Origin of the sequence: Janthinobacterium sp. Ant5-2-1 (genome assembly GCF_001445815.1) — a bacterium.
Taxonomy (GTDB): Bacteria; Pseudomonadota; Gammaproteobacteria; order Burkholderiales; family Burkholderiaceae_D; genus Janthinobacterium; species Janthinobacterium lividum_E.
In genome coordinates this window covers 1-25133 of the sequence record NZ_LNCE01000061.1, presented here as the reverse complement: position 1 = coordinate 25133, position 25133 = coordinate 1, and the positions used below count along the sequence as shown (strand labels likewise).

At 63.1% G+C, this 25133-nt stretch carries 23 protein-coding genes; 14 read left to right on the top strand and 9 right to left on the bottom strand.

The features are described 5' to 3' along the window. Positions 1-11 precede the first annotated feature (11 nt). Together ASN89_RS19875 and ASN89_RS19870 are read right to left on the bottom strand one after the other, a co-directional pair. Positions 12-3110, bottom strand: a complete 3099-nt coding sequence (locus tag ASN89_RS19875; RefSeq protein ID WP_058050484.1) for an efflux RND transporter permease subunit — start codon at positions 3108-3110, stop codon at positions 12-14. Next, on the bottom strand, positions 3107-4270 hold the full coding sequence (locus tag ASN89_RS19870) for an efflux RND transporter periplasmic adaptor subunit (RefSeq protein WP_082654670.1): 1164 nt from the start codon (positions 4268-4270) through the stop codon (positions 3107-3109). Before ASN89_RS19870 ends, ASN89_RS19875 begins: the two co-directional genes overlap by 4 nt. A 290-nt stretch (positions 4271-4560) precedes the next feature. Here ASN89_RS19870 and hpnC point away from each other — a divergent pair, with 290 nt between their 5' ends. The 6 genes from hpnC (at position 4561) to ASN89_RS19840 (ending at position 9602) form a co-directional block, all read left to right on the top strand. After that, complete coding sequence (hpnC, locus tag ASN89_RS19865; protein ID WP_058050487.1) at positions 4561-5442, top strand: squalene synthase HpnC; 882 nt, start codon at positions 4561-4563, stop codon at positions 5440-5442. Positions 5443-5488: 46 nt separating this feature from the next. Continuing rightward, positions 5489-6322, top strand: a complete 834-nt coding sequence (gene hpnD, locus ASN89_RS19860) for a presqualene diphosphate synthase HpnD (RefSeq protein ID WP_058050483.1) — start codon at positions 5489-5491, stop codon at positions 6320-6322. Between the two features lie 7 nt (positions 6323-6329). Next, positions 6330-7682 carry a hydroxysqualene dehydroxylase HpnE gene (gene hpnE / locus ASN89_RS19855; protein ID WP_313902976.1) on the top strand — a complete coding sequence of 451 codons (1353 nt, stop codon included), beginning with the start codon at positions 6330-6332 and terminating at the stop codon, positions 7680-7682. 130 nt (positions 7683-7812) lie between these two features. Further along, positions 7813-7968 carry a hypothetical protein gene (locus ASN89_RS29060; RefSeq protein WP_160309309.1) on the top strand — a complete coding sequence of 52 codons (156 nt, stop codon included), beginning with the start codon at positions 7813-7815 and terminating at the stop codon, positions 7966-7968. A 28-nt stretch (positions 7969-7996) separates the two neighbouring features. Beyond that, entirely contained in the window at positions 7997-8785 is a 789-nt protein-coding gene (locus tag ASN89_RS19845; protein ID WP_235432968.1) for a DUF1700 domain-containing protein, read from the top strand. A 10-nt stretch (positions 8786-8795) separates the two neighbouring features. After that, positions 8796-9602 (top strand): head GIN domain-containing protein, encoded by an 807-nt coding sequence (locus tag ASN89_RS19840; protein WP_046685121.1) that lies wholly within the window; start codon positions 8796-8798, stop codon positions 9600-9602. Here ASN89_RS19840 and ASN89_RS19835 read toward each other — a convergent pair. Further along, on the bottom strand, positions 9589-10839 hold the full coding sequence (locus ASN89_RS19835; RefSeq protein ID WP_058050482.1) for a TIGR03862 family flavoprotein: 1251 nt from the start codon (positions 10837-10839) through the stop codon (positions 9589-9591). The genes ASN89_RS19840 and ASN89_RS19835 overlap by 14 nt on opposite strands. Before the next feature lie 153 nt (positions 10840-10992). On the opposite strand from ASN89_RS19835, the gene ASN89_RS19830 reads away from it, so the two are divergent. Then, a complete protein-coding gene (locus ASN89_RS19830; protein WP_058050481.1) occupies positions 10993-11226 on the top strand; it encodes a hypothetical protein in 234 nt (77 codons plus the stop codon). Positions 11227-11268: 42 nt separating this feature from the next. On the opposite strand, the gene moaD is transcribed toward ASN89_RS19830, so the two are convergent. Genes moaD through thrC form a run of 3 tightly spaced genes read right to left on the bottom strand, consistent with a single transcriptional unit; the run spans position 11269 to position 14241 of the window. Further along, positions 11269-11523 (bottom strand): molybdopterin converting factor subunit 1, encoded by a 255-nt coding sequence (moaD, locus tag ASN89_RS19825; protein ID WP_046685118.1) that lies wholly within the window; start codon positions 11521-11523, stop codon positions 11269-11271. Positions 11524-11533: 10 nt separating this feature from the next. Beyond that, on the bottom strand, positions 11534-12760 hold the full coding sequence (gene glp / locus ASN89_RS19820; RefSeq protein WP_058050480.1) for a gephyrin-like molybdotransferase Glp: 1227 nt from the start codon (positions 12758-12760) through the stop codon (positions 11534-11536). Beyond that, on the bottom strand, positions 12760-14241 hold the full coding sequence (thrC, locus tag ASN89_RS19815) for a threonine synthase (RefSeq protein WP_058050479.1): 1482 nt from the start codon (positions 14239-14241) through the stop codon (positions 12760-12762). The genes glp and thrC overlap by 1 nt, the downstream gene beginning before the upstream one ends. Before the next feature lie 270 nt (positions 14242-14511). Here thrC and ASN89_RS19810 point away from each other — a divergent pair, with 270 nt between their 5' ends. Beyond that, a complete protein-coding gene (locus ASN89_RS19810; protein WP_058050478.1) occupies positions 14512-15255 on the top strand; it encodes an AAA family ATPase in 744 nt (247 codons plus the stop codon). Positions 15256-15400: 145 nt separating this feature from the next. On the opposite strand, the gene ASN89_RS19805 is transcribed toward ASN89_RS19810, so the two are convergent. Genes ASN89_RS19805 through kbl form a run of 3 tightly spaced genes read right to left on the bottom strand, consistent with a single transcriptional unit; the run spans position 15401 to position 19057 of the window. After that, a complete protein-coding gene (locus tag ASN89_RS19805; RefSeq protein WP_058050477.1) occupies positions 15401-16801 on the bottom strand; it encodes an L-serine ammonia-lyase in 1401 nt (466 codons plus the stop codon). A 46-nt stretch (positions 16802-16847) separates the two neighbouring features. Beyond that, positions 16848-17813: an NAD-dependent epimerase/dehydratase family protein gene (locus tag ASN89_RS19800; RefSeq protein ID WP_058050476.1), complete on the bottom strand. Its 966-nt coding sequence runs from the start codon at positions 17811-17813 to the stop codon at positions 16848-16850. A gap of 20 nt (positions 17814-17833) precedes the next feature. Continuing rightward, on the bottom strand, positions 17834-19057 hold the full coding sequence (gene kbl, locus ASN89_RS19795; protein ID WP_046685113.1) for a glycine C-acetyltransferase: 1224 nt from the start codon (positions 19055-19057) through the stop codon (positions 17834-17836). Between the two features lie 217 nt (positions 19058-19274). Here kbl and ASN89_RS19790 point away from each other — a divergent pair, with 217 nt between their 5' ends. From ASN89_RS19790 to ASN89_RS19765, 6 genes are all read left to right on the top strand, one after another. Beyond that, positions 19275-19850, top strand: a complete 576-nt coding sequence (locus ASN89_RS19790; protein WP_034751403.1) for a helix-turn-helix domain-containing protein — start codon at positions 19275-19277, stop codon at positions 19848-19850. A gap of 91 nt (positions 19851-19941) precedes the next feature. Continuing rightward, entirely contained in the window at positions 19942-20868 is a 927-nt protein-coding gene (locus ASN89_RS19785) for an STM4015 family protein (protein ID WP_058050475.1), read from the top strand. Positions 20869-20874: 6 nt separating this feature from the next. Further along, positions 20875-21951, top strand: coding sequence for an STM4014 family protein (locus ASN89_RS19780; RefSeq protein ID WP_058050474.1), 1077 nt, complete (start codon positions 20875-20877; stop codon positions 21949-21951). Further along, on the top strand, positions 21944-22786 hold the full coding sequence (locus ASN89_RS19775) for an STM4013/SEN3800 family hydrolase (RefSeq protein WP_058050473.1): 843 nt from the start codon (positions 21944-21946) through the stop codon (positions 22784-22786). Before ASN89_RS19780 ends, ASN89_RS19775 begins: the two co-directional genes overlap by 8 nt. Then, a complete protein-coding gene (locus ASN89_RS19770; protein ID WP_058050472.1) occupies positions 22783-24162 on the top strand; it encodes an STM4012 family radical SAM protein in 1380 nt (459 codons plus the stop codon). Before ASN89_RS19775 ends, ASN89_RS19770 begins: the two co-directional genes overlap by 4 nt. Further along, positions 24156-25055 (top strand): STM4011 family radical SAM protein, encoded by a 900-nt coding sequence (locus ASN89_RS19765; RefSeq protein ID WP_235502021.1) that lies wholly within the window; start codon positions 24156-24158, stop codon positions 25053-25055. Before ASN89_RS19770 ends, ASN89_RS19765 begins: the two co-directional genes overlap by 7 nt. Positions 25056-25133: the final 78 nt, after the last annotated feature.

Below are 25133 nucleotides of genomic sequence, written 5' to 3'. Positions count from 1 at the left end.
GGCGCTGCCTCCTAGCCTTCTTTTGCGCCCACCGGCTCCGGCCTCTTGACCCGGAACCAGGCCGCATACAGGGCCGGCAGGAACAGCAAGGTCAAGGCCGTCGCCAGGATCAGGCCGCCCATGATGGCCACGGCCATCGGCCCCCAGAACACGGAGCGCGACAGCGGGATCATGGCCAGCGCGGCGGCGGCAGCCGTCAGCACGATGGGACGGCAGCGGCGCACGGCCGAGTCGATGATGGCGTCCCACGGGGCCGAGCCATCCTTGATGTCTTGCTCGATCTGGTCGACGAGGATCACCGAGTTACGGATGATCATGCCGAACAGCGCGATGATGCCCAGGTTGGCCACGAAACCAAGCGGCCGGCCCAACGCCAGCAAGGCAAACGCGGCGCCCGCCACGCCCAGCGGCCCCGTCAGGAAGACGAGCAGGGAACGCGAAAAACTGTGCAGCTGCAGCATCAGCAAGGTAAAGATGATGAAGATGGCCAGCGGCAAGTTGGCCGAGATCGACGCTTCCGCCTCGCCGCTGTCGGCCGCCACGCCTTTCACGACGATATGGTAGCCAGCTGGCAACTTGGCACGCAAGGCATCCATCTGCGGCGTCAATTGGGTCGACACGGTGGCGCCCTGGATGCCATCGATCACGTCCGACTGCACGGTGATGGCCCATTCGCGCTTGTCGCGCCAGACGACACCCGGTTCCCACACGAAATGCGCGCGGGCCAGTTGCGAGATGGGCACGGACTTGCCCGTTGCCGTCGGGATATTTGTGTCATTCAACACGGAAATCGTCGCCCGCTCTTCCAGCGGCTGGCGCACCTGGATGTCGATCAGCTTGTTGTCTTCGCGGAACTGGCCGATGACCGTGCCCGACAAAATCGTATTGGCCGCCTGCATCACCGTTTTTGAGGTGACGCCCAGCGCGCGCATCTTGTCCTGGTCCAGGTCCAGGCGCAGCACTTTCACCGATTCATTCCAGTTGTCGTTCACGCCCAGGGTGTTCGGATTGGCGCGCATGATGTCCTTGACCTGGTCGGCAATGGCCCGCACACCGGCCACTTCCGCCCCCATCACGCGAAATTGCACGGGATACGGCACCGGCGGTCCATTCGGCAACAGTTTGACCCGGCCCCGCACTTCCGGAAAATCCTTCTTGAAGACGTCGACGATTTGCTGGCGCAAGCGTTCACGTTCAGCCAGACTCTTCGGCAGGATCACCACTTGCGACACATTGGTCTGCGGGAAGATCTGGTCCAGCGGCAAGTAGAAACGGGGGCTGCCCGTACCGACGTAGCTGGTGACGCTTTCCACGCCATCGAGCTTGCTCACAAACGCTTCGAATTTCTTGACCTGCTTTTCATTCGCGGCAAACGTCGTGCCTTCGGGCGACCACAGCTCCACCATCAGTTCCGGACGGCTGGAATCGGGGAAAAATTGCTTTTCGATAAAGTTAAAGCCGTAAATGCCCAGCGCAAAGATGGCCAGGGTGGCGACAATGGTGGTCTTGCGCCATTCCACGCACCAGGTGACGGCGCGGCGGAAACGGCGGAAGTTCGGCGTGTCGAACAATTCATGGTCGTTATGCGCGTGCGGTTTCACTTTCAGCAAGATGTAGCCGATGTATGGCGTAAACACCACGGCCACCACCCACGAAATGATCAGGGCCAGTGCATTGACGGAGAACAAGGAGAACGTGTATTCGCCGGCAGCCGACTTGGCCAGGCCAATCGGCAAGAAGCCCGCCACCGTGATCAGGGTGCCCGTCAGCATGGGCATGGCCGTCGACGTATAGGCGAACGTGGCCGCGTCGAAACGCGACATGCCCTCTTCCATCTTGCGCACCATCATCTCAACGGCAATGATGGCGTCATCTACCAGCAAGCCCAGCGCGATGATCAGGGCGCCCAGGGAAATCTTGTGCAAGTCGATGTCGAGCAGGCGCATGAACAGGAAGGTAACGGCCAGCACCAGCGGGATGGTCAGCGCCACCACCAGGCCCGGCCGCACGTCGATGCGCAGCGGCTTCGTATGCAAGCCCAGCGCGACGAAGCTGACGGCCAGCACGATCAGAATGGCTTCGATCAGGGTATGCACGAATTCGCCCACGGAAGCGGACACGGCTTCCGGCTGGTTCGACACGCGCTGCAATTCTATGCCGACCGGCAATTCGCGCTTCATGCGCGTGACGGTGGCTTGCAAGGCCTTGCCCATGTCGATGATGTTGCCGCCCTTTTCCATCGACACGCCCAGGCCGATCACTTCCTTGCCATTGAAACGCATCTTGTCCTTCGGCGGATCGACGAATTCGCGTTTCACGGTGGCAAAGTCGCCGAGGCGGAAGGTAGTGCCGTTGGCGCGCAGTTCCAGGTTTTCCAGGTCCTTGACGGTTACCATGGCGCCCGTCACGCGCACTTGCAGATTATCGGTCGGCGTTACCAGCACGCCCGTGGCGTTGATGCTGTTTTGCGCGGACAATTGCTGCACGATGCCGTCAAAAGGAATGCCCAGCTGGGCAAATTTCTTGTGCGAAAAGATGATATTGATTTTTTCATCCTGCACGCCGAACAGTTCCACCTTCGATACCTGCCCTACTGCAAGCAGTTCCTGGCGCACCTTGTCCGCGTAATCCTTCATTTCCGCGTACGTAAAACCGTCGCCGGACAGGGCAAAGATGGAGCCGTACGTATCGCCGAACTCGTCATTGAAGAACGGGCCCACGACGCCGGCCGGCAAGGTGCCCTGGATGTCGCCGATCTTCTTGCGCACCTGGTACCAGGCGGCCGCCGTTTCCTTGGGCGGCGCCGATTCGCGCAACTCCAGCAGAATCAGGGTTTCGCCCGGCTTCGAATAACTGGTGATCTCGTCGATGTAGGGCGTTTCCTGCAGTTTCTTTTCCAGCTTGTCCGTCACCTGCTCGGCCATCTGCAAGGCCGTGGCGCCCGGCCAGTAGGCTTGCAAGACCATGGCGCGGAAGGTAAACGGCGGATCTTCATCCTGGCCCAGGCTGGCATAGCTGAGCATGCCGCCGATCAGCAGCACGGCCATCAGGTAGCGCGTCAGCGGGATGTGTTCGAGCGCCCAGCGCGACAGATTGAAGCCGCCCTTCATTTGGCCGCACCCACGGTGACGGCGGCAGCGGCCACATCCGGCTTGCTGGCCACGTCGGCGCCGAGGATGGTCACTTTCTGGCCCGGCTTGAGCAGGTTGACGCCTGCCGTGACCACCGTCTGCCCCGCTTTCACGCCTGAGGCCAGCAGCAACTCATTGCCCGCCACGCCACCCACCGTCACCGGCACGAGCTTCACGACGCCGTTTTCCACCACCCACACGGAACTTTGCGACTTTTCATTGAACAGGGCCGTCAGCGGCACCTTGATCTGCGGCGTGGCCGTCTGCGAGGCGAATTGCACGACGGCCGTCATGCCCAGACGCACTTGCGGCGCGTCCGGAATGCTGACCTTGGCGATATAAGTGCGCGTGGCGGCATCGGCCACGGGCGACACTTCGCGGATCTTGCCCGGCAGCGCCTGTTTCGGGTCGGCCCACAGGCGCACGACCACATCCTTGACGCCGCGCAAGGTCTCGACCTTGTCTTCCGGAATGCCGATCACGACTTCCTTCTCGCCGCTCCTGGCCACTTGCACGACGGGCGCGCCGGGCGCCACCACCTGCCCCACTTCAGCCTCGATGCGCGTGACGACGCCATCGACGTCGGCCAGCAAGCTGGCATAGCCGGACTGGTTCGCCTGGCCACGGTACAGGGCCTGGGCCGCTTCCACGTTTGCCTGCGCCGCCTTGTAGGTGGCATCCTTGCCATCAAGCACGGCCTGGCTGACGAAATTTTTCTCGCGCAAATCCTGGTAGCGCTTCAATTCCGCACGCGACAGGTCGCGGCTCGTCTCCGCGCTGACCAGCGAAGCCTTGGCCTGGGCTTGCGACAGCTGCAAGTCGACGGGATCGAGCTGCATCAGCACTTGGCCCTTCTTGACGCTGGCGCCCACGTCGACCTTGCGCGCGACGATCTTGCCGCCCACGCGGAAACCCAGCTGCGACACGACACGGGGCACGACCTCGCCCGACAGCTCGGCACTTACGTCAACATTACTGCTAGACAATACGATGGCGCGCACGGGGCGCACGTCTTCCACTTTGACGGCAGGCTTGGAACAGGCAGCGAGGGTCAGCGCGATGGCCGCGGCGGCAATCAGCCGCAGGGCGGGAAGTACGGATGCGCCGGTCTCGCGGCGCAGGGTTTTCAGGGCAAACAAGGTATTTTCCTTTACTATGCGGGCTGCAATATTTTTATGCGGAGAAACTTTTTGCTTGCCCTTTGGGTTAAGCCAAACTTTTTCGCACGCGATATCCTTAAATTTGTGACAATATCAGCTTGGTCATGGCGGCGAGTGATTTACCGCTAATGACTTTCTGGTTATTAATTATAATCGTGCGTAAAAGTTTTTAGTGACTTTTGCGTCATTAATCTTGAGACGTACAACGCCCGGCCTCATTCCACCGTTTGAGCGGTGCCGGACAAACGCAAGACTAGAGAAGTGTGTTCATGCCTGTAGACCATTACGAAAATTTTCCTGTTGCATCATTTTTACTGCCGCGCCGCCTGGTGCCCGCCGTCGAAGCCATCTATGCCTTCGCCCGCAGCGCCGACGACCTGGCCGATGAAGGCGACACCAGGCCGGCCGAACGCCTGTCTGCCCTGCACGCCTACGAAGAGGCGCTGGGCCGCATCGCGCGCGGTGAAGGCCATGCCGGCGAGAACGCCGCCATGTTCGAACGCCTGGCTGGCGTCATCGCCAAACATCAGCTGCCGCTGAAGCCATTCCACGATTTGTTGTCCGCCTTCAAGCAGGATGTGGAAACGACGCGCTACGCCAGCTACGAGGATCTGCTCGATTACTGCGCCCGCTCGGCCAACCCCGTGGGACTGCTGATGCTGCACCTGTATGGCGCGGCCGATGAACAGAATGTACGCGATTCCGATGCGATATGTTCAGCTTTGCAACTAATTAATTTCTTGCAAGACGTCGCCATCGACCAGCAAAAAGAGCGCATCTACCTGCCGATGGAAGACCTGAGCCGCTTTGCTGTCTCCGCCGCCGCCTTCGAACGCCCCGAAGCGCACGGCAAGTGGAGCGCCCTGATGCGCTTCGAAGTGGCCCGCACGCGCGCCCTGATGCTGTCCGGCGCGCCGCTGGCCCTGCGTTTGCGCGGACGCATCGGCTGGGAACTGCGCCTGGTGGTGCAAGGGGGATTGCGCATCCTCGAGTGCATCGAAGCCGTCAATTACGACGTTTTCCGGCGCCGTCCTAAGCTCGAGAAACGCGACTGGCTGATCATTTTCTGGCGCGCCCTGCGCATGTCGCGCAAAAGCTTGCATCAAGAGACACAAGTAAAAACGGCTTTTCCCCCGTCGCCCACTCTGTAAGACGATAGAATAGCGGCTTCGATCTGCAACCCTTGCTCTTTTGACTATGTCTCCCGACGAATACTGCCAACAAAAGGCCGCCCAGAGCGGCTCCAGCTTCTACTACAGCTTCCTGTTCCTGCCGGCCGAGCGCCGCAAGGCCATCACGGCCCTGTACGCCTTCTGCCGCGAAGTCGATGACACGGTCGACGAATGCACGGACGAAGCCGTGGCACGCACCAAGCTGGTCTGGTGGCGCAAGGAAGTCAAGGCCATGTACGAGGGCAACCCCACGCATCCCGTGATGCGCGCGCTGCAGCCGCACCTGGACGTGTATAAACTGGAAGAAAAACATTTGCAGGCCATCATCGACGGCATGGAAATGGACTTGAATCAGACCCGCTACCTCGATTACCAGGCCATGAGCCGCTATTGCTGGCACGTGGCCAGCGTGGTGGGTATCTTGTCGGCCAGCATCTTTGGCGCGACCCGCCCGGAAACCCTGCTGTACGCGGAAAAACTGGGCCACGCCTTCCAGCTGACCAACATCATCCGTGACGTGGGCGAAGATGCGCGCAAGGGGCGCATCTACCTGCCGATCAGCGAATTGCAGCAATTCAATGTGACGGCGGCCGACCTGCTGAACGCGCGCCACAGCGAAAACTTTGAAAACCTCATGCGTTTCCAGGTAGCACGTGCGCAGAAGGCGTATGACGAAGCGTTCGCCCTGCTGCCGGCGGAAGACCGACGCGCCCAGCGCCCGGGCCTGATCATGGCCGCCATCTACCGGACCCTGCTCAATGAAGTCGAGCGCGACGGCTACCATGTGCTGAAACAGCGCATTTCGCTCACGCCGATCCGCAAACTGTGGCTGGCCTGGAAAACCTGGGTTCGTGGCTGATCAGGCCGTGAAGCAACGCTACGCCGTCATCGGCGCCGGCTGGGCTGGCTGCGCGGCGGCAATGGAGCTGGCGCGCGCCGGCCACTCGGTGACCGTGTTCGAGGCGGCGCGCACCCTGGGCGGCCGCGCACGCCGCGTCGAGAGAGAAAATACAACGCTCGACAACGGCCAGCACATCCTGCTGGGCGCGTACAGGGAAACCTTGCGCCTGATTAAGCTCGCGGGGCAAGACCCTGGCGAACTGATCCTCACCCTGCCCCTGCAGATGCGCTATCCGGCGGACTCGGGCGGCATGGATTTCGTCGCGCCGCGCCTGCCCGCGCCGCTGCACCTGGCATGGGCACTGTTGTGCGCCAAAGGATTATTGCGCGCCGACAAGCTGGCCCTGATGCGTTTTTCCACGGCCATGCGGACGATGGGCTGGCAGCTATATAACGATTGCACGGTCAGCGAGTTGCTGCAGCGCTTCGACCAGACGGACCGCTTGAACCGGCTGATGTGGCATCCGCTGTGCCTGGCCGCATTGAATACGCCTCCCGAGCGGGCCTCGGCCCGCGTCTTCATCAACGTGCTGCGCGACAGCCTGGGCGCATCCCGCCGCCGCGCGTCCGATATGCTGATCCCGAAAGCGGATTTGAGTACCCTGTTGCCGGACGCGGCCGCCCGCTATGTGGAACGGCATGGCGGTACAGTGCGCACGGGTGCCAAGGTCGATGCCTTGCAGGCGCTGGCTGATGGCCGCTGGCGGCTCGATGACGGCGAGCACTATGATGGCGTCATCATCGCCACCTCGTCCGTGCAGGCGACCACGCTGCTGCAAGGCTTGCAGGACGCCCGCCTCGACGCTGCCATTGACTGCATGCAAGCCTTCACGCCGGAAGCCATCAGCACCTGCTACCTGCAATACGACGCCTCGGTGCGCCTGGACTTGCCGTTCTACGCCCTCGTCGATACGCCGGAACAACAACGCTGGGGCCAGTTCGTCTTTGACCGGGGCCAACTCGACAGCAAGCAGGCGGGCTTGCTGGCCGTCGTCATCAGCGCCTCGGGCAATGCCGCCGAGCAAGGCCATGGCCCGCTGGCGCAAGCGATCGCGGCGCAACTGGCGCAGGTGCTGCAACGCCCTGAACTGGCGCAACCTGCCTGGACCCAACTGATCACGGAAAAGCGCGCCACCTTTGCCTGCACGCCGGACCTGGCCCGCCCCGGCAACGCCAGCGGCGTGCCGGGCCTGCTGCTGGCCGGCGACTACACGGCCAATGATGACCGGACGCAAGACTATCCGGCCACCATCGAGGCGGCCGTGCGCAGCGGCGTGGCGGCGGCCAAAGCCGTCACCACGGTCAAGCCGGCAAAGTAGACTTGACGGTGCATCCTCCCCTGGTGTCGCTCGCCCCCGCGAAATTGCATTCTGTCGCACCGCACTGGTGCGCCCGCGTGCGCTTGGGTACAGTCTGATCATCGACAACGGCCATGCCACGGGGAATACCATGCACACCACCTTGCACTTGAAAAATAGCTTGAAAGCCGTGGCACTGCTCGCTTGTGTGGCGCTGGCCACCTTGATTGTCATCAACGGACAGCAGGCGCCCCATGCGCCATTGCTGCTGAGCCAGGCAAGCATGCTGCTGCCTGCAGTGGGCTGAAGCGGCGAAGCGGACTGACAGGAAGAATATGATGAACAAGCAAGATTATCTCGACGCGCTGCGGCGCGCGCTGGAAGGCTTGCCACCGGACCTGGTGGCCAAGACCCTCGACTATTACGAACAGACCTTCATTGAAGGCGCTGCGGCCGGCCGCAGCGAGCACGAAATCGCCGATGACCTGGGCGACCCGAAAAAGATCGCCCTCACCTTGCGCAGCAGCACCCACCGCCAGGCGTTCGAGCAAAAGAAGACCCCCGTCAACCTGCTGCGCCTGCTCGTCTCGCTCGTGGGCCTGGCCATCTTCAACCTGTTCATGGTCGTGCCCGCCGCCGTCTACGCGGCCCTGCTGGCCGCCCTGTATGCCGTCGGCCTGAGCTTTTACCTGGCCGGCATCGCCATCACGGCCAGCGGCTTGTCCGGCGCCAACGAACTGGTGCTCGATGGCCCGCTGCGCCACGTCTTCATCCATGACGATGACGGCGGCGAAGGCGGCGAACGGCGTGAAACGCGCATCACCATCGGCGACAAAGGCATCGAAGTGGACCACCTGCCCGGCCCCGTCAAAGCCGAGTCCGAGCCCCAGGCGCCTGGCGCCACATCGCGCGTGATGGAGCGGGCCGAAGCGCTGGCCGGCGGCGGCATCCGCATCTCCACCGACATGGACCGCGATGCGCGCACCACGCAAACCGTCTTCGGCGTGGGCATGCTGCTCGGCGGCATCGCCATCTTCCTGCTCAGTCTGGTCGTCACGCGCTATACCTTGATCGGTATCAAACGCTATGTCGCCATGAATGTCTCCCTGCTCAAAGGTCACTAGAAAGGCTGCCATGAAACGCTTGCTCAAAGTTGGCCTGTCCATGCTCTTGCTGGCCATGGTCCTGATCGCCATGTCGTATGCGGCGCTGCGCGCCAAGGGGATCAGCAATCCCAGCAGCGCTGCCGGCCGCGCCGTGCGCAGCGAAACGCGCCCGATTGCCGCCAATATCAACAGCATCGACCTGGCCGGCCCCATCGACCTGGTGCTGCGCCGCGGCGCCACGCCATCGCTGAAAGTGAGCGGCGAGCAGCGCTTGCTGTCGAACGTCGACACGACGGCCGATGGCACGACCCTGCATATCGGCCCGAAAGGCATGCTGTTCCACCATCGCCAGCCGCTGCAGGTGGAACTGGTGCTGCCAGCCCTCGTGCGCGTGGAAGTGCACGGCAATGGCGACAGCAAGATCACGGGATTTTCCGGCGACAGTTTTATCCTGGAATTGACGGGTTCGGGCGACGTCAGCTTCACGGGACGCTACAAGCAGGTACAAGCCACCGTCAACGGCAGCGGCGACCTCGACATCAATGCAGGCAACAGCGACAGCGTGGTGCTGGAAATGGTGGGCTCCGGGCGCATCGCCGCCAGCGGCAACACGAAGTTCCTCCGTGCCGACCTGAGCGGATCAGGCGACATCGATGCCGAGCACCTGGCCGCCGACAAGGCCAGCGTCAGCCTGCAAGGCTCGGGCCAGAGCACGGTCTTCGTGCGCGACGCGGCCAACCTCACCTTGCGCGGCAGCGGCGACATTCACGTCTACGGCAACCCGCGCCAGCGCGATGCGCAAAAGAGCGGTTCAGGCGATATCATCTGGCATTGACATTCTCTTCCAGCCAGCTGACCGCCTGCTCGCCGGCCGCCTTGCCTTGCGCCAGGCAGGCCGTCAGCAGGTAGCCGCCCGTCGGCGCTTCCCAGTCCAGCATTTCCCCCGCCACGAAGACGCCCGGCATGGCGCGCAGCATGCTGCCGTCGATACCGTCGAAGTCCACGCCGCCGGCGCTGCTGATGGCTTCATCGATGGGACGCGGGCGTACGAGTGTGACGGGCAGCAGCTTGATGGCGTCCGCCAGCCTGGCTTCGTCGGCAAAGTCGGCCGCACTCAGGCATTCGCGCAGCAAGCCCGATTTCACGCCCTTGATGCCCAGGCGGCTATTCAGGTGGCTGGACATGGAGCGGGAACCGCGCGGGCGCGTCACTTCTTCGAACACGCGTTCATGCGTGTAGTCGGGCGCCAGGTCGAGCCAGATGGTGGTGCTGCCCTCGGCGGCGATCTGCTCGCGCAGCGCGGCCGATAAGGCATAAATCAGGCTGCCTTCCACGCCGCCCGCCGTGATGACGAACTGGCCCTGGCGCTTGATCATGCAGTCATCGATGTTGCGCGCCGAGATGGCCACCGTCGTCAGCGGTTCGCCCGCATGACGGCTGCTGAAATGCTCGCTCCAGTCCACGTCGAAGCCGCAATTGGCCGGCACCAAAGGCGCCACGGCCACGCCCTGCTCTTGCAGCAGCGGCACCCAGGCGCCATCGGAACCGAGCCGTGCCCAGCTGCCACCACCGAGCGCCAGGATCACGGCGTCGAAGGCGCGCAAACGCTCACCCTCCGGCGTGGCGAATACCAGCTGGCCGTCGCGCCAGCCCGTCCAGCGGTGGCGCATGTGAAATTGCACGCCCGCTTCGCGCAGGCGGTGCAGCCAGGCGCGCAGCAACGGCGCCGCTTTCATGTCCGTCGGGAAGACGCGGTTCGAGGAACCGACGAAGGTATCCACGCCCAGGCCGTGTACCCAGTCGCGCACTTTTTGCGGACCGAACTGGTCCAGCGCCGGCTTGATCCAGCGTGCCGGCCGGCCGTAGCGCGAGATGAAGGAACAGTAGTCTTCCGCATGGGTGATATTCATGCCGCCGCGCCCCGCCAGCAGGAATTTGCGGCCGACGGATGGCATGGCGTCGAACAGTTCCACCGTGGCGCCCTGGCCTGCCGCCTCCTGGGCGGCCATCAGGCCGGCAGGGCCGCCGCCGATGACGGCGATGTGGAACGGAGGGGAGCTGGAGTTGGTCATGGCAAGCTGGAAGACGGTGAAAACCCCGGCATTTTAGTCGAGATAGGGCCAGGAGATGGCAGTAATGCCGAAAAATGATGCATACTGCGCTGAGATGCTGCAACGATCAGCACTTTGAATCACGAGACAACGCGACGACAAGAGGAGAAACACATGGGCGCAGGATTCTGGATTTCCCGCTATCTGCTGGCCAGCTCGATTTTATTCATCATCCTGACAGTGGTCGAGTACAGCAAGGGCAGCGCCAGCCAGGCCGATATCCTCAGCGCGCTGGCCTGGTCGCTGGTGGCGTCGGCCATCTTCATCGGCTCGAAATACTGGCGCTACCGGAAAGCCGTCGCCTGCGCCACGTGCAGCGAGGACAAGCCGAAAGCCAAGTCGCGATAAAAAAATGGCCGCATCAGCGGCCATTTTCTTGAGTCGGTATTCCTAACCGCCCGTCACGGGCGGGAAAAACGCCACCTCGTCGCCTTCGCCGATCACGGTATCGGCATCGCACATCACCTGATTGTGCGCCATGCGCAGCGCGCGGCCCGGCGCCAGCGCGTATTCCCAGTTGCCGCCGCGGGCGATCAGCAGCGCTCTCGCTGCGCCCACCGTCAGCGGCTCGGCTACTTCCAGCACTTCATGGCCCGTACCCACCAGTTCGCGCACGCTGGCAAAAAATCGCAGATTGATCTTCATCGATACTTCCTCAGTACAGCAATTCGTTAAACGGGATAAAACGCAGCATGTCGCCGCGCGCGATCGACAGGCCCGGCGGGCAATCGATCAAACCGTCGCCCCACACCGTGGACGTCAGCACGCCCGAACTCTGGTTGGCAAACAGTTCCAGCTCGCCGTCCTCATTGACCTTGGCGCGCAGGAACTCGTTGCGCTTGTCCGCCTTCAGGCGTTCGAACGCGGCCGGCAGCTTGTAGCTGCGCGGCGCAAGGTTCCCCGCCACGCCTTGCAGGCGCAAAATGAACGGGCGCACGAACAGCAAAAACGTGACAAAGCTGGAGACGGGATTGCCGGGCAAGCCGACAAAGAACGCATCCCGCACTTCGCCAAACGCCAGCGGCTTGCCCGGCTTGACGGCGATCTGCCACATGTTCAAGCGTCCTTCCGCTTCCACGGCCGGCTTGATATGGTCTTCCTCGCCCACGGACACGCCGCCCGAAGTGATGATCAGATCATTGCCCTGGGCCGCCTGGCGCAGCACGGCGCGCGTCGCTTCCAGGCTGTCGGGCACGATGCCCAGGTCCGTGATCTCGCAGCCCAGATTTTCCAGCAAGCCGCGCAGGGTAAAACGGTTCGAGTTGTAGACGGCGCCCGGCGCCAGGGGCTCGCCGGGCATGGCCAGCTCGTCGCCCGTAAAAAACACGGCCACACGCAGCTTGCGCAGCACGGGAACTTGGGCCAGGCCCACCGAGGCGGCCAGGCCCATTTCCTGGCTGCGCAGGCGCCGGCCGGCGCCGAGGATTTCGCCGCCGGCGCGGATATCCTCGCCCTGGCGGCGCACCCATTCCCCGGCTTTCGGCACGTGATTGACCGTCACCACGCCATCCATCACCGTGCACTGCTCCTGCATGACGACGCAGTCGGCGCCGTCCGGGATCAGGGCGCCCGTGAAGATGCGCGCCGCCGTCCCAGGTTGCAAGGGCTGGCCCACGTGGCCGGCCGCGATGCGCTGCGACACGGGCAAGCTGGCCGCGCCGCTGGCGCAGTCAATGGCGCGCACGCAATAGCCATCCATCTGCGTATTGTCGCGCTCGGGTACGTTCAGGGTCGACGTTTGCGCCGCCGCCAGCACGCGGCCGTTGGCGCGCATGGTGTCGACCAGTTCCACCTCGGCCACCGGGCGCGCCGCGCCCAGCATGAAGGCTTGCGCCTCGGCCACCGATAGCATGGCTTTGCGTTCTGCGGTCGGATCGCTCATCACAAGCCCGTATTTGCGGCGATGTACGCCTTCATCTTTTCCACGTCCGCATCCATCACGACGAACTTTTGCGGCAAGTCTTCGATGTTCTCGAAGCCCTTTGGCCGTTCCGCGTCCACGCCCAGCGCTTCGAGGATGGTTTCGTTGAACTTGGCCGCCAGCGCCGTTTCCAGCACGATCATCGGCACGTTGGGCTCCAGGTGCTCGCGCGCCACCTTGATGCCGTCGGCCGTGTGCGTGTCGATGGTGATGCCGTAGTCGTCGGCCACGTCGCGGATGGTGTCGAGGCGGTCCTGGTGCGTGGACTTGCCCGACTTGAAGCCGTACTTGGCGACGAGCTTGAATTCATCGCCATCGCTGCCAGGCTTGCCGGACAAGTCGAAGCCGCCGTGCGTTTCCACTTTCGTGAACAGGGCGCGCACGCGGTCGCTGTCGCGGCCCACGAGGTCGTAGACGAAGCGCTCGAAGTTCGACGCTTTCGAGATATCCATCGACGGGCTGCTGGTGTGGTACGTTTCGGCGGACTTGCGCACGCGATAGACGCCCGTGCGGAAAAATTCGTCGAGCACGTCGTTTTCATTCGTCGCGGCCACCAGTTTCGAGATCGGCAAGCCCATCATGCGGGCGATATGGCCGGCGCAGATATTGCCGAAGTTGCCCGATGGCACCGTGAACGACACTTTTTGCTCGTTACTGGTGGTGGCCGCCAGGTAGCCGCGGAAGTAATAGACAACTTGCGCCACGACACGCGCCCAGTTGATGGAATTGACGGTACCGATCTTCTGTTTTGCCTTGAACGGCAAGTCGTTCGACACGGCTTTCACCATGTCCTGGCAGTCGTCGAACACGCCTTCGATGGCGATATTGTAGATGTTCGGGTCTTGCAGGCTGAACATCTGCGCCGTCTGGAAGGCGCTCATTTTCTTGTGCGGCGACAACATGAAGACGCGGATGCCCTTCTTGCCGCGCATCGCGTATTCGGCCGCGCTACCCGTGTCGCCCGACGTGGCGCCGAAGATATTGAGTTCGGCGTCGTGCTTGGCCAAGGTGTATTCGAACAGGTTGCCCAGCAGCTGCATGGCCATGTCCTTGAAGGCCAGGGTCGGGCCGTTCGACAGCGCCTGCAGCATCAGGGTGGTCGATCCGCCCTTGACGACGCTTTCTTCGAGCACGCGCAGCGGCGTGATGTCGGCCGCGTTTTCGCCAGCGCGGGCGTTCTTGTAGACTGCCTTGGTATAGGTTTTCGCCGTCAGTGCCTTCAGGTCCGCGGCCGGGATATCAGTGGCGAACTTCTTCAGGATTTCATAGGCCAGGTCGGCATACGACAATGTGCGCCAGGCATTGAGCTCGGCACCAGTGACTTGCGGGTAGTGTTCTGGGAGGTACAGTCCGCCATCGGGGGCCAGGCCGCCCAGGAGGATGTCGGAGAATTGCTGCTGATTCGATGGCGCTTTATCAGCGCGGGTAGACACGTAGTGCATAAATTTGAAGAGTCCAGTTGAGCTGAGTGCGGTTGATCATGAATGGCAGCGGATATTATAGTGCCAGCCGCCGTCCAAGGCGAATCGCGTGGCACCCGCCTGATCAAGATGTGACAATTGGAGCGCCTGCCCATTATCAAACAAGCCATAATTGCATGAGGTCAAGCCAGGCGAACATGGCTGGCGTACGCACTGGCGCGCGTCGGCGATTTACGTCACACTGTGCTGAGTATCCCTTGCCACGATCATTATTGGAGTCGAGAACCGGCCATGTCGCTGAGTAAAAAACCATATCTGCAAAGCGCCGCGCTGCGCTCCGACGCCGTCGTCGACCTCGATCACTATCCGTTCACCATTCCCGCCATCCGCGACTTCGTGCACATGGATTTCCACCGCGATGTGACGTTTTTCGTGGGCGAAAATGGCAGCGGCAAGTCGACCATGCTCGAAGCGCTGGCCGTGGCGCTGGGCTTCGGCAAGGATGGCGGCACGCGCAACGTGCGCATCGCCCTGCCGTCGGACGAGGAATCGGGCTTGCATGCGCATCTGCGCCTGAGCAAGAGCTACAAAAAGCCCGAGGACAGCTATTTCCTGCGCGCCGAGAGCTTTTTCAACGTCGCCACTTACATGGACGAGATGCCGCTGGAATACCTGGAGAGCTACGGCGGCAAGTCGCTGCACGCGCAGTCACACGGCGAAGCGTTCATGGCGACATTGATCAACAAGCTGCGCGGAAAAGGCTTGTATCTGCTGGACGAACCCGAGGCGGCCCTGTCGCCGAGCCGCCAGATGGCGGCATTGTCTGTGATCCACCAGCTGGTGCAGGACGACTCCCAGCTGATCATCGCCACTCATTCGCCGATTCTACTCGCCTACCCGAACGCAAAAATCCTCATGTTTACGGGCGGCGGCATCCACGAAGTGGCGTATGAAGACACGGAACACTACGCCGTGACGCGCGATTTCTTGAATAACTACCCGAGAAGGCTGGAGCAGTTGTTTGAGGAGGAGTGAGTTTGTCGGCAACTACCGTGGTGGTGTCGGCTTACGCGCTTTGCGCTAAGCCGACCTACGCCGTCCAACCCCGACCTGCGACATTGCCATTCACCGTAGGTCGGATTAGCGCGTGAGCGCGTAATCCGACAACACCATCAGGGCATCAACAAGCAGCGTGATTGACCGTGATAACGTGGACCGCCAACCCGCCCAACGACGTTTCCTTGTACTTGTCCTGCATGTCCGCGCCCGTCTGGCGCATGGTTTCGATGACTTCGTCGAGGCTGACGAAATGCGTGCCGTCGCCCTTCAGGGCCAGCGAGGCAGCCGTGATGGCTTTCACGGCGCCCATGCCATTACGCTCGATGCAGGGGATCTGCACCAGGCCGCCGATGGGGTCGCACGTCATGCCCAGGTGGTGTTCGATGCCGATTTCGGCCGCGTTCTCGATCTGCTCGTTCGTGCCGCCCAGGGCCGCCACCAGGCCGGCGGCCGCCATGGCGCATGCGACGCCCACTTCGCCCTGGCAACCCACTTCGGCGCCCGAGATCGACGCATTGCGCTTGCATAGCATGCCGATGGCCGCTGCCGTCAGCATGAAGCGGCGCACGCCGCCTACCGGGTCGCTGGGGCGGCAATCCTGCGCGTAGTAGCGCAGCACGGCCGGGATGATGCCGGCCGCGCCGTTGGTCGGCGCCGTCACGACCCTGCCGCCGGCCGCGTTTTCCTCATTGACGGCCATCGCGTACAGGCTGACCAGGTGCACGGCGTCGTGCGGCAAGTCGTTGGCGCGGTTGTCGGACGCTTTCGCCTCCTGCGCCAAGCGCCACAATTTCGCCGCGCGGCGCTTCACGTTCAAGCCGCCCGGCAGGTTGCCCGTCGTTTCCAGGCCGTGCGCGATGCAGTCGCGCATGACGTGCCAGATGCGGTCCAGGCCCGCGTTCAATTCCTCGTCGCTGCGCTTGACGCATTCGTTCGCGCGCAGCATTTCCGGGATCGACAGGCCGCTTTCCACGCCATGCGTCAGCAACTGCTCCATGGTGTCGAAGGGGAAGACGACGCGGGCAGCAGCGGCCGATTCCACGGCCGCTTCCGCTTGCGCCTCGCCAGCCTCGCGGATAAAGCCGCCGCCGATCGAGTAATACACCTTGTCGACACGGCTGCCGTCCGCCAGTTTCAAGGTAAAGCGCATGCCGTTCGGGTGCTCGGGCAGCGATTCGCTCTTGTGCCAGACGAGGCCCGTGGCGGCCGTGAATGGCACCACGTGCGTGCCCAGCAAGGCGATCTCGCCGGCCGCCTCGATGGCCGCCAGCTTGCTGTCGACTTCATCTGGCGCCACGTCCTGCGGCGTTTCGCCCATCAGGCCAAGAATGACGGCCTTGTCCGTCGCGTGGCCCACGCCCGTCAGCGCCAGCGAGCCATACAGGGCCGCTTCGACGCCCACTACTTGGTCCAGTGGACCGTATTCGACCAGAAAACGCCGCGCCGCCACCATCGGCCCCACCGTGTGGGAACTCGACGGCCCGATGCCGATTTTAAACAGGTCAAATACGCTCATGTCCATGTAGTGTCTCTTTATTTAGTATGTTTTTTTAGTACTGCTGCAAAACTCAGGCTGCCTTGGCGGCATGGCCCACGTCGACATTGGCCAGCATGTCCGTGACCATCTGCTCGACGCCGATCTGCGCCTTCCAGCCCCAGTCCGCGCTGGCCTTGCTGTCGTCCAGGCTTTGCGGCCAGCTGTCGGCGATGGCCTGGCGGCTGTCCGGCTTGTAGCTGATCTTGAAGTCCGGCACCATGCGCACGATGGCTTTCGTCAGCTGCTCTGGGTTGAACGACACGCCGGCCACGTTGTACGACGAGCGGATCTTGATCTGTGCCGCTGGCGCGTCCATCAGTTCGATGGTGGCGCGGATGGCGTCCGGCATATAGATCATCGGCAGAGTGGTGCTCGCATCGAGGAAACAGTCATAGCGTTCGCCGCGCAAGGCCGCGTGGAAGATGGCGATGGCGTAATCGGTGGTGCCGCCGCCCGGAGGCGATTTGTAGCTGATGATGCCCGGGTAGCGGATGCTGCGCACATCCACGCCATACTTGTTGAAGTAGTATTCGCACAGGCGCTCGCCGGCCAGCTTGCTGATGCCGTACATCGAGGTCGGGTCCATCACCGTCATTTGCGGGGTGTTCACTTGCGGCGTGTTCGGGCCGAAGGCGGCGATCGACGACGGCCAGAAGATGCGCAGCGGTTTGCCCGCTTCGCCACGCTCGCGCGCCAGTTCCAGGATATTGAGCAAGCCATCCATGTTCAGGCTCCACGCCTTCAATGGCGCCGCTTCGCCCGTGGCCGACAACATGGCCGCCAGCTGGTACACCTGGGTGATGTTCTCGTCGGCGATGATTTTCGCCAGGCCGTCCTTGTCCAGCACATTGAGCTGCGCGTAGCGCTTGGCCTGGTACAGATTATTCGTGCCGATGTCGCTGGCGATGACGTTGTCCGCGCCGTGCTGCTGCGCCAGCGCGCCCACCAACTCACTACCGATTTGGCCGTTTGCGCCAATGACTAAGATGCGTTCCATGCTATTTTCCTGAATTCTTGTTAATTGGTAGTGGTCGTGGTCAGCAAACCGAGTTCCTTGCCAGCCTGTTCGAAAGCGGCCAGCACTTGCACCAGCTGTTCACGCGTGTGGGCGGCCGACAGCTGCACGCGCACACGGGCCTGGCCCATCGGCACGACCGGGTAGAAGAAGCCAGTCACCAGCACGCCCAGCTCATACAGGCGGGCGGCGAATTTCTGCGCCACGGGCGCGTCGAACAGCATCACGGGAACCACCGGATGGGTGCCCGGCTTGATGGTGAAGCCGATGCGCTCGATCTCGCTGCGGAAGAAAGCCGTGTTGTCATGCAGGCGGTCGCGCAGTTCCGTCGACTTGGCCAGGCGTTCCAACACCGACAGCGAAGCGCCGGCGATCGATGGCGCCAGCGTGTTCGAGAACAAATAGGGACGCGATTTCTGGCGCAGGGTGTCGATGACTTCCTTGCGCGCCGACGTAAAGCCGCCCATGGCGCCGCCCAGGGCCTTGCCCAGGGTGCCCGTGATAATGTCGATGCGGCCCATCACATTGTGGTGTTCGTGCGTGCCGCGGCCCGTCGCGCCCATGAAACCGGAAGCGTGGCATTCGTCGATCATCACCAGCGCGCCGTATTGGTCGGCCAGGTCGCAGATCTTGTCGAGTTGCGCAATCGTGCCGTCCATCGAGAACACGCCGTCCGTGACGATGACTTTATGGCGCTTGCCGGCGGCAATCGCCGCTTTCAACTGCACTTCCAGGTCGGCCATGTCGTTGTGGGCGTAGCGGTAGCGGCCAGCCTTGCACAGGCGGATGCCGTCGATGATGGAAGCGTGGTTCAGCGCGTCCGAGATGATGGCGTCGTTTTCATCGAACAGGGGCTCGAACACGCCGCCGTTGGCGTCGAATGCCGCCGCGTACAAAATCGTGTCTTCGGTACCCAGAAAAGCGGAGATCGCCTGTTCCAGTTCCTTGTGCACGGTTTGCGTGCCGCAGATGAAGCGCACGGACGACAGGCCATAGCCGTACTTTTGCGTGGCGGCAATGGATGCTTCCTGCGTCTGCAGGTCGCCGGACAGGCCCAGGTAGTTGTTCGCACACATATTGATCAGGGTACGGCCATCGTCGCACACCACTTCGGCGCCCTGGCGCGAGGCGATCACGCGCTCGGGCTTGTACAAGCCCTGCTGGCGCAGTTGATCGAGATTCTGTTGCAGACCGCTGAAAAAGGTGTTCTTCGCTTGCTCGCTCATGATGATCCTTGTGTGTCCCTGCGTTTGTGGTATCCGTGTGACCTCAGCCGCCATAGGGAAAGCGGCCGCTTGACCGGTGCGCGCACAATGCTGTACCGTGAAGCGCTGTTTGAAGTCTACACGTTTCCGTGTTTTTCCTCAAAATCCACTATTTCGAACTGAAATTCAATATAGTGGATATTACCCAAGCCTTTTGAACTTTGCAAGCCACCTGCCGATGAAAACCAGCGTTTCGACCAATTCTCCGCCCGAAGTGGGCGCCACCCTGCAACGGCTGCGCCTGGCGCGCGGCCTGACACTGGAGGATTTGTCGCGCATCGCGGGCGTTTCGAAGTCCATGCTGTCGCAAATCGAGCGCGAAAAAGCCAATCCCACCATCGCCATCACGTGGCGCCTGGCCAACGCCCTGGGCGTACAGATCGGCGAATTGCTGTCCAGCGCGGAAAAAGCCGTGGAAACCATCCGCATCACGGATGCCCACGAAACCCCCACCCTGCCCGGCGACCACGCGGGCTACGTGCTGCGCATCCTGGGGCCGATGGAACTGGCCGGCAAATACGAATGGTATGAAGTGACCCTGGCGCCGGGCGGCGAACTGGCGTCGCAGCCGCACGACCCGGGCACCACCGAACATTTGACGGTCATCCACGGCAACCTGGAGCTGGAAGTGGGCACGGCGAAGAAAAAGGTCAAGAATGGCGGCACTGCGCGCTACCCGGCCGACCAGCCGCATACGATACGCAACCTGGGCAAGACGGAAGGCAAGGCCTTATTGGTGGTCATCCATAGATAGTTGCTTTTCAGCAGTGTGCAATAGGCTCTTTCGCCCATGCTAAGATTTTGGATTAGACAAGATTTTCACTGTCTTTCATGGAGCCTTAGCAATGACGATTTCCGAAAGCACCACCCTCTTCCACAAGAAAAAAGTCGTCGAGTACGATCCTGATATTGCGCTGCAGTCGGGGCAGGATATCGTCTACCGCCTCTCGCTCGAGTATGACGACAAGCGCAAGATGCCGGACCTGATCGCCGGCTTCCTGGAAAAAACCGACAAGAATGCGCTTGAGGCGCTGATCATCGGCATGTGGGGCGATCCGTACGAAGCGGGCGCAGACGAGGTGATCGCCGCGCTGATCAGCCACGCGCCGCAGCTGCCGAACTTGCGCGCCCTGTTCATCGGCGACATGACGTACGAGGAATGCGAAATCTCGTGGATCGTGCAAGGCAGCTACAAGCCGCTGCTGGACGCCTTCCCGCAGCTGGAAGAGCTGCGCATCCGCGGTGGCAATGAGTTGACCGTCGAACCGTTCGCGCACCAGAACCTGCGCAAGTTCACCATCGAGTCCGGTGGCCTCGATCAGAAGATCGCGCAGGCGCTGGCCCAGTCGAGCATGCCCAAGCTGGAATACCTGGAACTGTGGCTCGGTACCGACGACTATGGTTTTTCCGGCGACGTGGCGCTGTACCAGAAAGTAATGGCGCAACTGGCCACTCCGACCCTGCGCTACCTGGGCCTGCGCGATGCGCAGATCGCCGACGAGCTGGCCGTCTGGCTGGCCAACGAGCCGCTGCTGGCCACCGTCGAGACCCTGGACCTGTCGCTGGGCACCCTGGGCGACGTGGGCGCCGAAGCACTGCTGCAAGGCACGCAATTGGGCAATCTGAAACGCATGGACCTGTCGCATCACTATATCTCCGAAGCGAACCAGGAAAAACTCAACGCCCTGCCCTTCCCCGTCAGGCTCGATGATCCGCAGGAAGACGACGAGGACGACGACGAAGTCTATCGCTATGTCGCCGTCGGCGAATAGAACCTGATGCTTTTGCTGGCAACACAGGGCAGCAAGCGCGTGCGCCTGCTGCAGGCGGCGCGCGCGCATCTGCGTCTGCCGCCCGCGCAGGTGCTGGAATGGCGCGACTGGCTGCGTCAGCCTGCCTTGCTCGAGGATTCATTGCGCCAGCCCGGCCTGCTCAAGGTCGAGCCGTCCGGCGACGATCCCGCCGCCCACCGGCTGTTGCTGCAGGCTGGCTGCCGGCTGCTGGACCGTCCGCCGGTCGATGCGCCAGCGCATGGCGAGCTGCTGGCCATGGATGCGTGGTTTGCCGGTTTTTCCAATGCCATGCAAGGCCTGGCGAGGCAACTGGCGGCCATGCCGCAAATACGCGTCTTCAATGCGCCAGCCGAAATCTGTCTCATGACGGACAAGCTGGCCTGCCAGCATCACCTGGCCGCGCACGGCATCGCCATTCCCACCCTGCTCGGTCCCGTGCACAGCTACGATCACCTGCAGTCGCTGCTGCACGAGCATGATCTCGACCGCGTGTATCTGAAACCGCGTTACGGCTCGTCCGCGTCCGGCGTCGTCGCCTACCGCAGAAACAAGGCCGGGCGGCAGCAAGCCACGACTTCGGCCGCCTTGCAGCAGGGCGACGGCGCGGCGCGTCTGTTCAACGTCAAGCGCATGGCCCGCTACGAGACGCAGCACGACATCGCCGCCCTCGTCGACGCGCTGGCCGCGCAACAGCTGTATGCGGAAGCATGGCTGAACAAGCCCCGTTGCGGCGACAGCCATTACGACCTGCGGGTCGTGACCATGGCCGGCCGGCCCGCGCACCGTGTGGCGCGCATCGGCGCCCAGATGATGACCAATCTCCACCTCGACAACCGGCGCGGCGACGCGGCTGGTCTCCTGAACGCAGCCGACATGACGGCGCTGGAAGCAGCCAGCGCCCAGGCCGCGCGCGCCTTCCCCCACAGCCACGTGACGGGCTACGATCTCGTCGTACGCCATGGCCAGGCCCATGTGCTGGAAGCGAACGCCTTCGGCGACCTGCTGCCAGGCCTGCTGTGGCAAGGCGCGGACACCTACGCAGCGCAACTGACCCATGTTTAAAGACCCACCAGCCATCCCCGACATGCACGCCGTCGTGGGCAGCCACGACATCGTCTTCATCACGCTCGACACCCTGCGCTACGACGTGGCGCAAGCCTTGTATGCGGCGGGCGAATTGCCCGTGCTGGGACGTTTTCTGCCACCGGGCGGCTGGGACAAGCGCCACTCGCCCGCCACGTTCACGTATGCCGCGCACCAGGCGTTCTTCGCCGGCTTTTTGCCCACGCCGGCCGCGCCGGGCCGCCATCCGCGCCTGTTCGCCAGCGCTTTTGCGGGCAGCGAAACCACCTCGCCGCACACGTTTGCGTTCGAGGAGGCAGACCTTCCCGCCGCGCTGGCCGCGCGCGGCTACCGCACCATCTGCATCGGCGGCGTGGGCTTCTTCAATAAACAGACGGCGCTGGGCACCGTGCTGCCGTCGCTGTTCCAGGAAAGCCACTGGAGCGCCGGCATGGGCGTGGCCAGCCGCCATTCGACGCAAAAGCAGGTGGCGCTGGCGACCCGGCTGCTGGCGCAAAACGACCAGCGCACCTTTTTATTCATCAACGTGGCCGCCCTGCACACGCCAAACCGCGCCCACCTGCCCGGCTGCCGCGCCGATAACCTGGACAGCCATGCGGCGGCCCTGCGCTATGTGGATAGCGCGCTGGCACCGCTGTTTGCCGCCTGCGCCGCGCGCGCGCCCACGTTTGCCATCGTCTGCTCGGACCACGGCAGCGCCTATGGCGAAGACGGCTACCGTGGCCACCGGGTGGCCCACGACAGCGTGTGGCAGGTGCCGTATGCGCACTTCTTCCTCACGCCAGATACCATTTCCCAGGAGTCCCCATCATGAACCCATCCGAACAGCCGGGCACCCTGGCGCAACGCATGCGCCACACGCCCTACCAGGCGTATTCGTACTCGTATCCGCACAAGGCGGCCTACCGCGCCTTGCCGCAGGCCGCGCCGCTGGCGCCCCTGTGGGCGCGGCAGGACCGCTCCGCCCTCTTCGCCTACATCCATATCCCGTTTTGCGAGATGCGCTGCGGCTTTTGCAACCTGTTCGCCATGGCACGCCCCGGCGCCGACATGGTCGAGCGCTATGTGCGGCAAGTGCTGGTGCAGATGCGCGCGATGGACGGCGCCCTCGGTGAACGGCGCTTTGCCCGCTTCGCGCTCGGTGGCGGCACGCCCACCTATCTGTCTCCCGCGCAGCTGGACACCTTGCTGTGCGGCGCACGCGACATCCTCGGCATCGATTTGCAGGCGACGCCGGCCGGCATCGAAGCCTCGCCCGAAACCATCACGGCCGAACGGCTTGCCGTGTGCCGTGCGCACGGCATCGACCGGGTCAGCCTGGGCATCCAGAGTTTTGCCGCCGGCGAGATGCGCGCGCTGGCCCGTCCCCAGCAAAACGCCACCGTCCATCACGCCATCGGCCTGATACGCGCGGCAGGCTTTCCCACCCTGAACCTGGACCTGATCTACGGCATCGCCGGGCAAACCGTGGCCAGCCTGCTCGCGTCCATCGACAGCGCGTTGGCCTTCCGGCCTGAAGAAATCTATCTGTATCCGCTCTACGTGCGTGAACAGACAGGTCTTGGCAAAGTGGCGCGCCGCCAGGGCGCCGAAACGCTCAACCCCATCATGCTGGCCCGCGACGGCGACAGCCGTCTGGCCCTGTACGCGGCCGCGCGCGACCATCTGCGCGCCCAGGGCTATGAACAGGTTTCGATGCGCATGTTCCGCGCCCCGCATGCGCCCGACCAGAACGGTCCCTCGTACTGCTGCCAGAATGACGGCATGGTAGGCCTGGGCGCGGGCGCCCGCTCCTACACGGCCAACCTCCATTATTCGAGCGAGTACGCGGTGGCGAGAACGGAGACCATCGGCATCATCGAACAGTTTCTGGCGCTGGACGAGGAACGCTTCGCGCAGGCGGAACACGGCCATGTGCTCGATGGGAAAGAACAGCGCCGCCGCTACGTGATCCAGTCGCTGCTGACCGAACCGGGCCTGGACCGCGACGCCTACACGGCGCGCTTCGGCAGCCGCTGCGAGTTTGATCTGCCGCAACTGGCCGAGCTGCACGCCTTGGAACTGGTGGAAGAAAACGGCCCGCTGCTGCGCCTGAATGACCGCGGCTACAGCTACGCCGACACCATCGGCCCGTGGCTGGCATCCGATACGGTGCGCGCGCTGATGGCCGAAGGCGGCCAGGCGTGCTGACAACTGCGCTGACAACGGAGCCCGGCACCTTGTCCCTGCTGTACCGGGGTACCTTGGCGAGCTGCAATTACGCCTGCGGCTACTGCCCGTTCGCCAAGAAGCGCGACAGCCGAGCCACCCTGGCCCGCGATGCGCGCGAAGTGGCACGTTTTACGAGCTGGGTAGCGGCGCAAAAACGGGACATCAGCGTCCTGTTTACACCTTGGGGCGAAGCACTGGTGCGACGCCACTACCGCACGGCCATGCAGACGCTGGCTGCTCTGCCCCACGTGCGCCAGGTGGCGCTGCAGACGAATCTGTCCGGCCCCCTGAACTGGCTGCAGGGATTGGACGGACTGGAAAAAATCGGACTGTGGTGCACCTACCACCCGGACCAGACGACACTGGCCCGTTTTCTCGAACGCTGCGCGCGCCTGGACACGATGGGCGTGCGCTATTCCGTCGGCGCCGTCGCGATGACCGAACACCTGGACGCCATCCGCACCCTGCGCGCAGCCCTGCCCGCGCACGTCTACCTGTGGCTGAACGCCTACGACCGCCGTGGTCCCGGCTACTACAGCAGGGAAGACTTGGCCTGGCTCGACGCCGCCGATCCGTGGTTCGCGCAAAGCCGCCGTCCGTCACCCTCGCGCGGCAAACCGTGCCTGGCGGGCGAAGCGTCGCTGTCCGTCGATGGCGATGGCGAACTGACGCGCTGCCATTTCGTGCCGGAGCGGCTGGGGAATCTGTACGTGGATGACTTGACAGACATGCTGCAGGAACGCCGCTGCCCGCGCTTCAAGTGCGATTGCTATATCGGCTATGCACAGCGCAAGGATTTGCCGTTTCAAACGGTGTTTGGGGAGGGGGTATTGGCTAGGATCGTGCACGCAGAGCAACGTAGGTCGGATTAGCGGCGGCACGCCGCGTAATCCGACACATTGTTGGCTCCGGTGGTGTCGGATTACGCGAGGCGATGCCGCGCTAATCCG

What these genes read in the sequence shown, in the direction of transcription:
- ASN89_RS19800 (WP_058050476.1), bottom strand. Translation starts at nt 17,813, where the DNA reads ATGGAACGCATCTTAGTCATTGGCGCAAACGGCCAAATCGGTAGTGAG.
- ASN89_RS19785 (WP_058050475.1), top strand. Translation starts at nt 19,942, where the DNA reads ATGACGATTTCCGAAAGCACCACCCTCTTCCACAAGAAAAAAGTCGTC.
- ASN89_RS19780 (WP_058050474.1), top strand. Translation starts at nt 20,875, where the DNA reads ATGCTTTTGCTGGCAACACAGGGCAGCAAGCGCGTGCGCCTGCTGCAG.
- ASN89_RS19770 (WP_058050472.1), top strand. Translation starts at nt 22,783, where the DNA reads ATGAACCCATCCGAACAGCCGGGCACCCTGGCGCAACGCATGCGCCAC.
- kbl (WP_046685113.1), bottom strand. Translation starts at nt 19,057, where the DNA reads ATGAGCGAGCAAGCGAAGAACACCTTTTTCAGCGGTCTGCAACAGAAT.
- ASN89_RS19835 (WP_058050482.1), bottom strand. Translation starts at nt 10,839, where the DNA reads ATGACCAACTCCAGCTCCCCTCCGTTCCACATCGCCGTCATCGGCGGC.
- ASN89_RS29060 (WP_160309309.1), top strand. Translation starts at nt 7,813, where the DNA reads ATGCACACCACCTTGCACTTGAAAAATAGCTTGAAAGCCGTGGCACTG.
- ASN89_RS19840 (WP_046685121.1), top strand. Translation starts at nt 8,796, where the DNA reads ATGAAACGCTTGCTCAAAGTTGGCCTGTCCATGCTCTTGCTGGCCATG.
- glp (WP_058050480.1), bottom strand. Translation starts at nt 12,760, where the DNA reads ATGAGCGATCCGACCGCAGAACGCAAAGCCATGCTATCGGTGGCCGAG.
- ASN89_RS19810 (WP_058050478.1), top strand. Translation starts at nt 14,512, where the DNA reads ATGTCGCTGAGTAAAAAACCATATCTGCAAAGCGCCGCGCTGCGCTCC.
- ASN89_RS19845 (WP_235432968.1), top strand. Translation starts at nt 7,997, where the DNA reads ATGATGAACAAGCAAGATTATCTCGACGCGCTGCGGCGCGCGCTGGAA.
- ASN89_RS19775 (WP_058050473.1), top strand. Translation starts at nt 21,944, where the DNA reads ATGTTTAAAGACCCACCAGCCATCCCCGACATGCACGCCGTCGTGGGC.
- ASN89_RS19790 (WP_034751403.1), top strand. Translation starts at nt 19,275, where the DNA reads ATGAAAACCAGCGTTTCGACCAATTCTCCGCCCGAAGTGGGCGCCACC.
- ASN89_RS19805 (WP_058050477.1), bottom strand. Translation starts at nt 16,801, where the DNA reads ATGGACATGAGCGTATTTGACCTGTTTAAAATCGGCATCGGGCCGTCG.
- ASN89_RS19830 (WP_058050481.1), top strand. Translation starts at nt 10,993, where the DNA reads ATGGGCGCAGGATTCTGGATTTCCCGCTATCTGCTGGCCAGCTCGATT.
- moaD (WP_046685118.1), bottom strand. Translation starts at nt 11,523, where the DNA reads ATGAAGATCAATCTGCGATTTTTTGCCAGCGTGCGCGAACTGGTGGGT.
- hpnD (WP_058050483.1), top strand. Translation starts at nt 5,489, where the DNA reads ATGTCTCCCGACGAATACTGCCAACAAAAGGCCGCCCAGAGCGGCTCC.
- ASN89_RS19875 (WP_058050484.1), bottom strand. Translation starts at nt 3,110, where the DNA reads ATGAAGGGCGGCTTCAATCTGTCGCGCTGGGCGCTCGAACACATCCCG.
- thrC (WP_058050479.1), bottom strand. Translation starts at nt 14,241, where the DNA reads ATGCACTACGTGTCTACCCGCGCTGATAAAGCGCCATCGAATCAGCAG.
- hpnC (WP_058050487.1), top strand. Translation starts at nt 4,561, where the DNA reads ATGCCTGTAGACCATTACGAAAATTTTCCTGTTGCATCATTTTTACTG.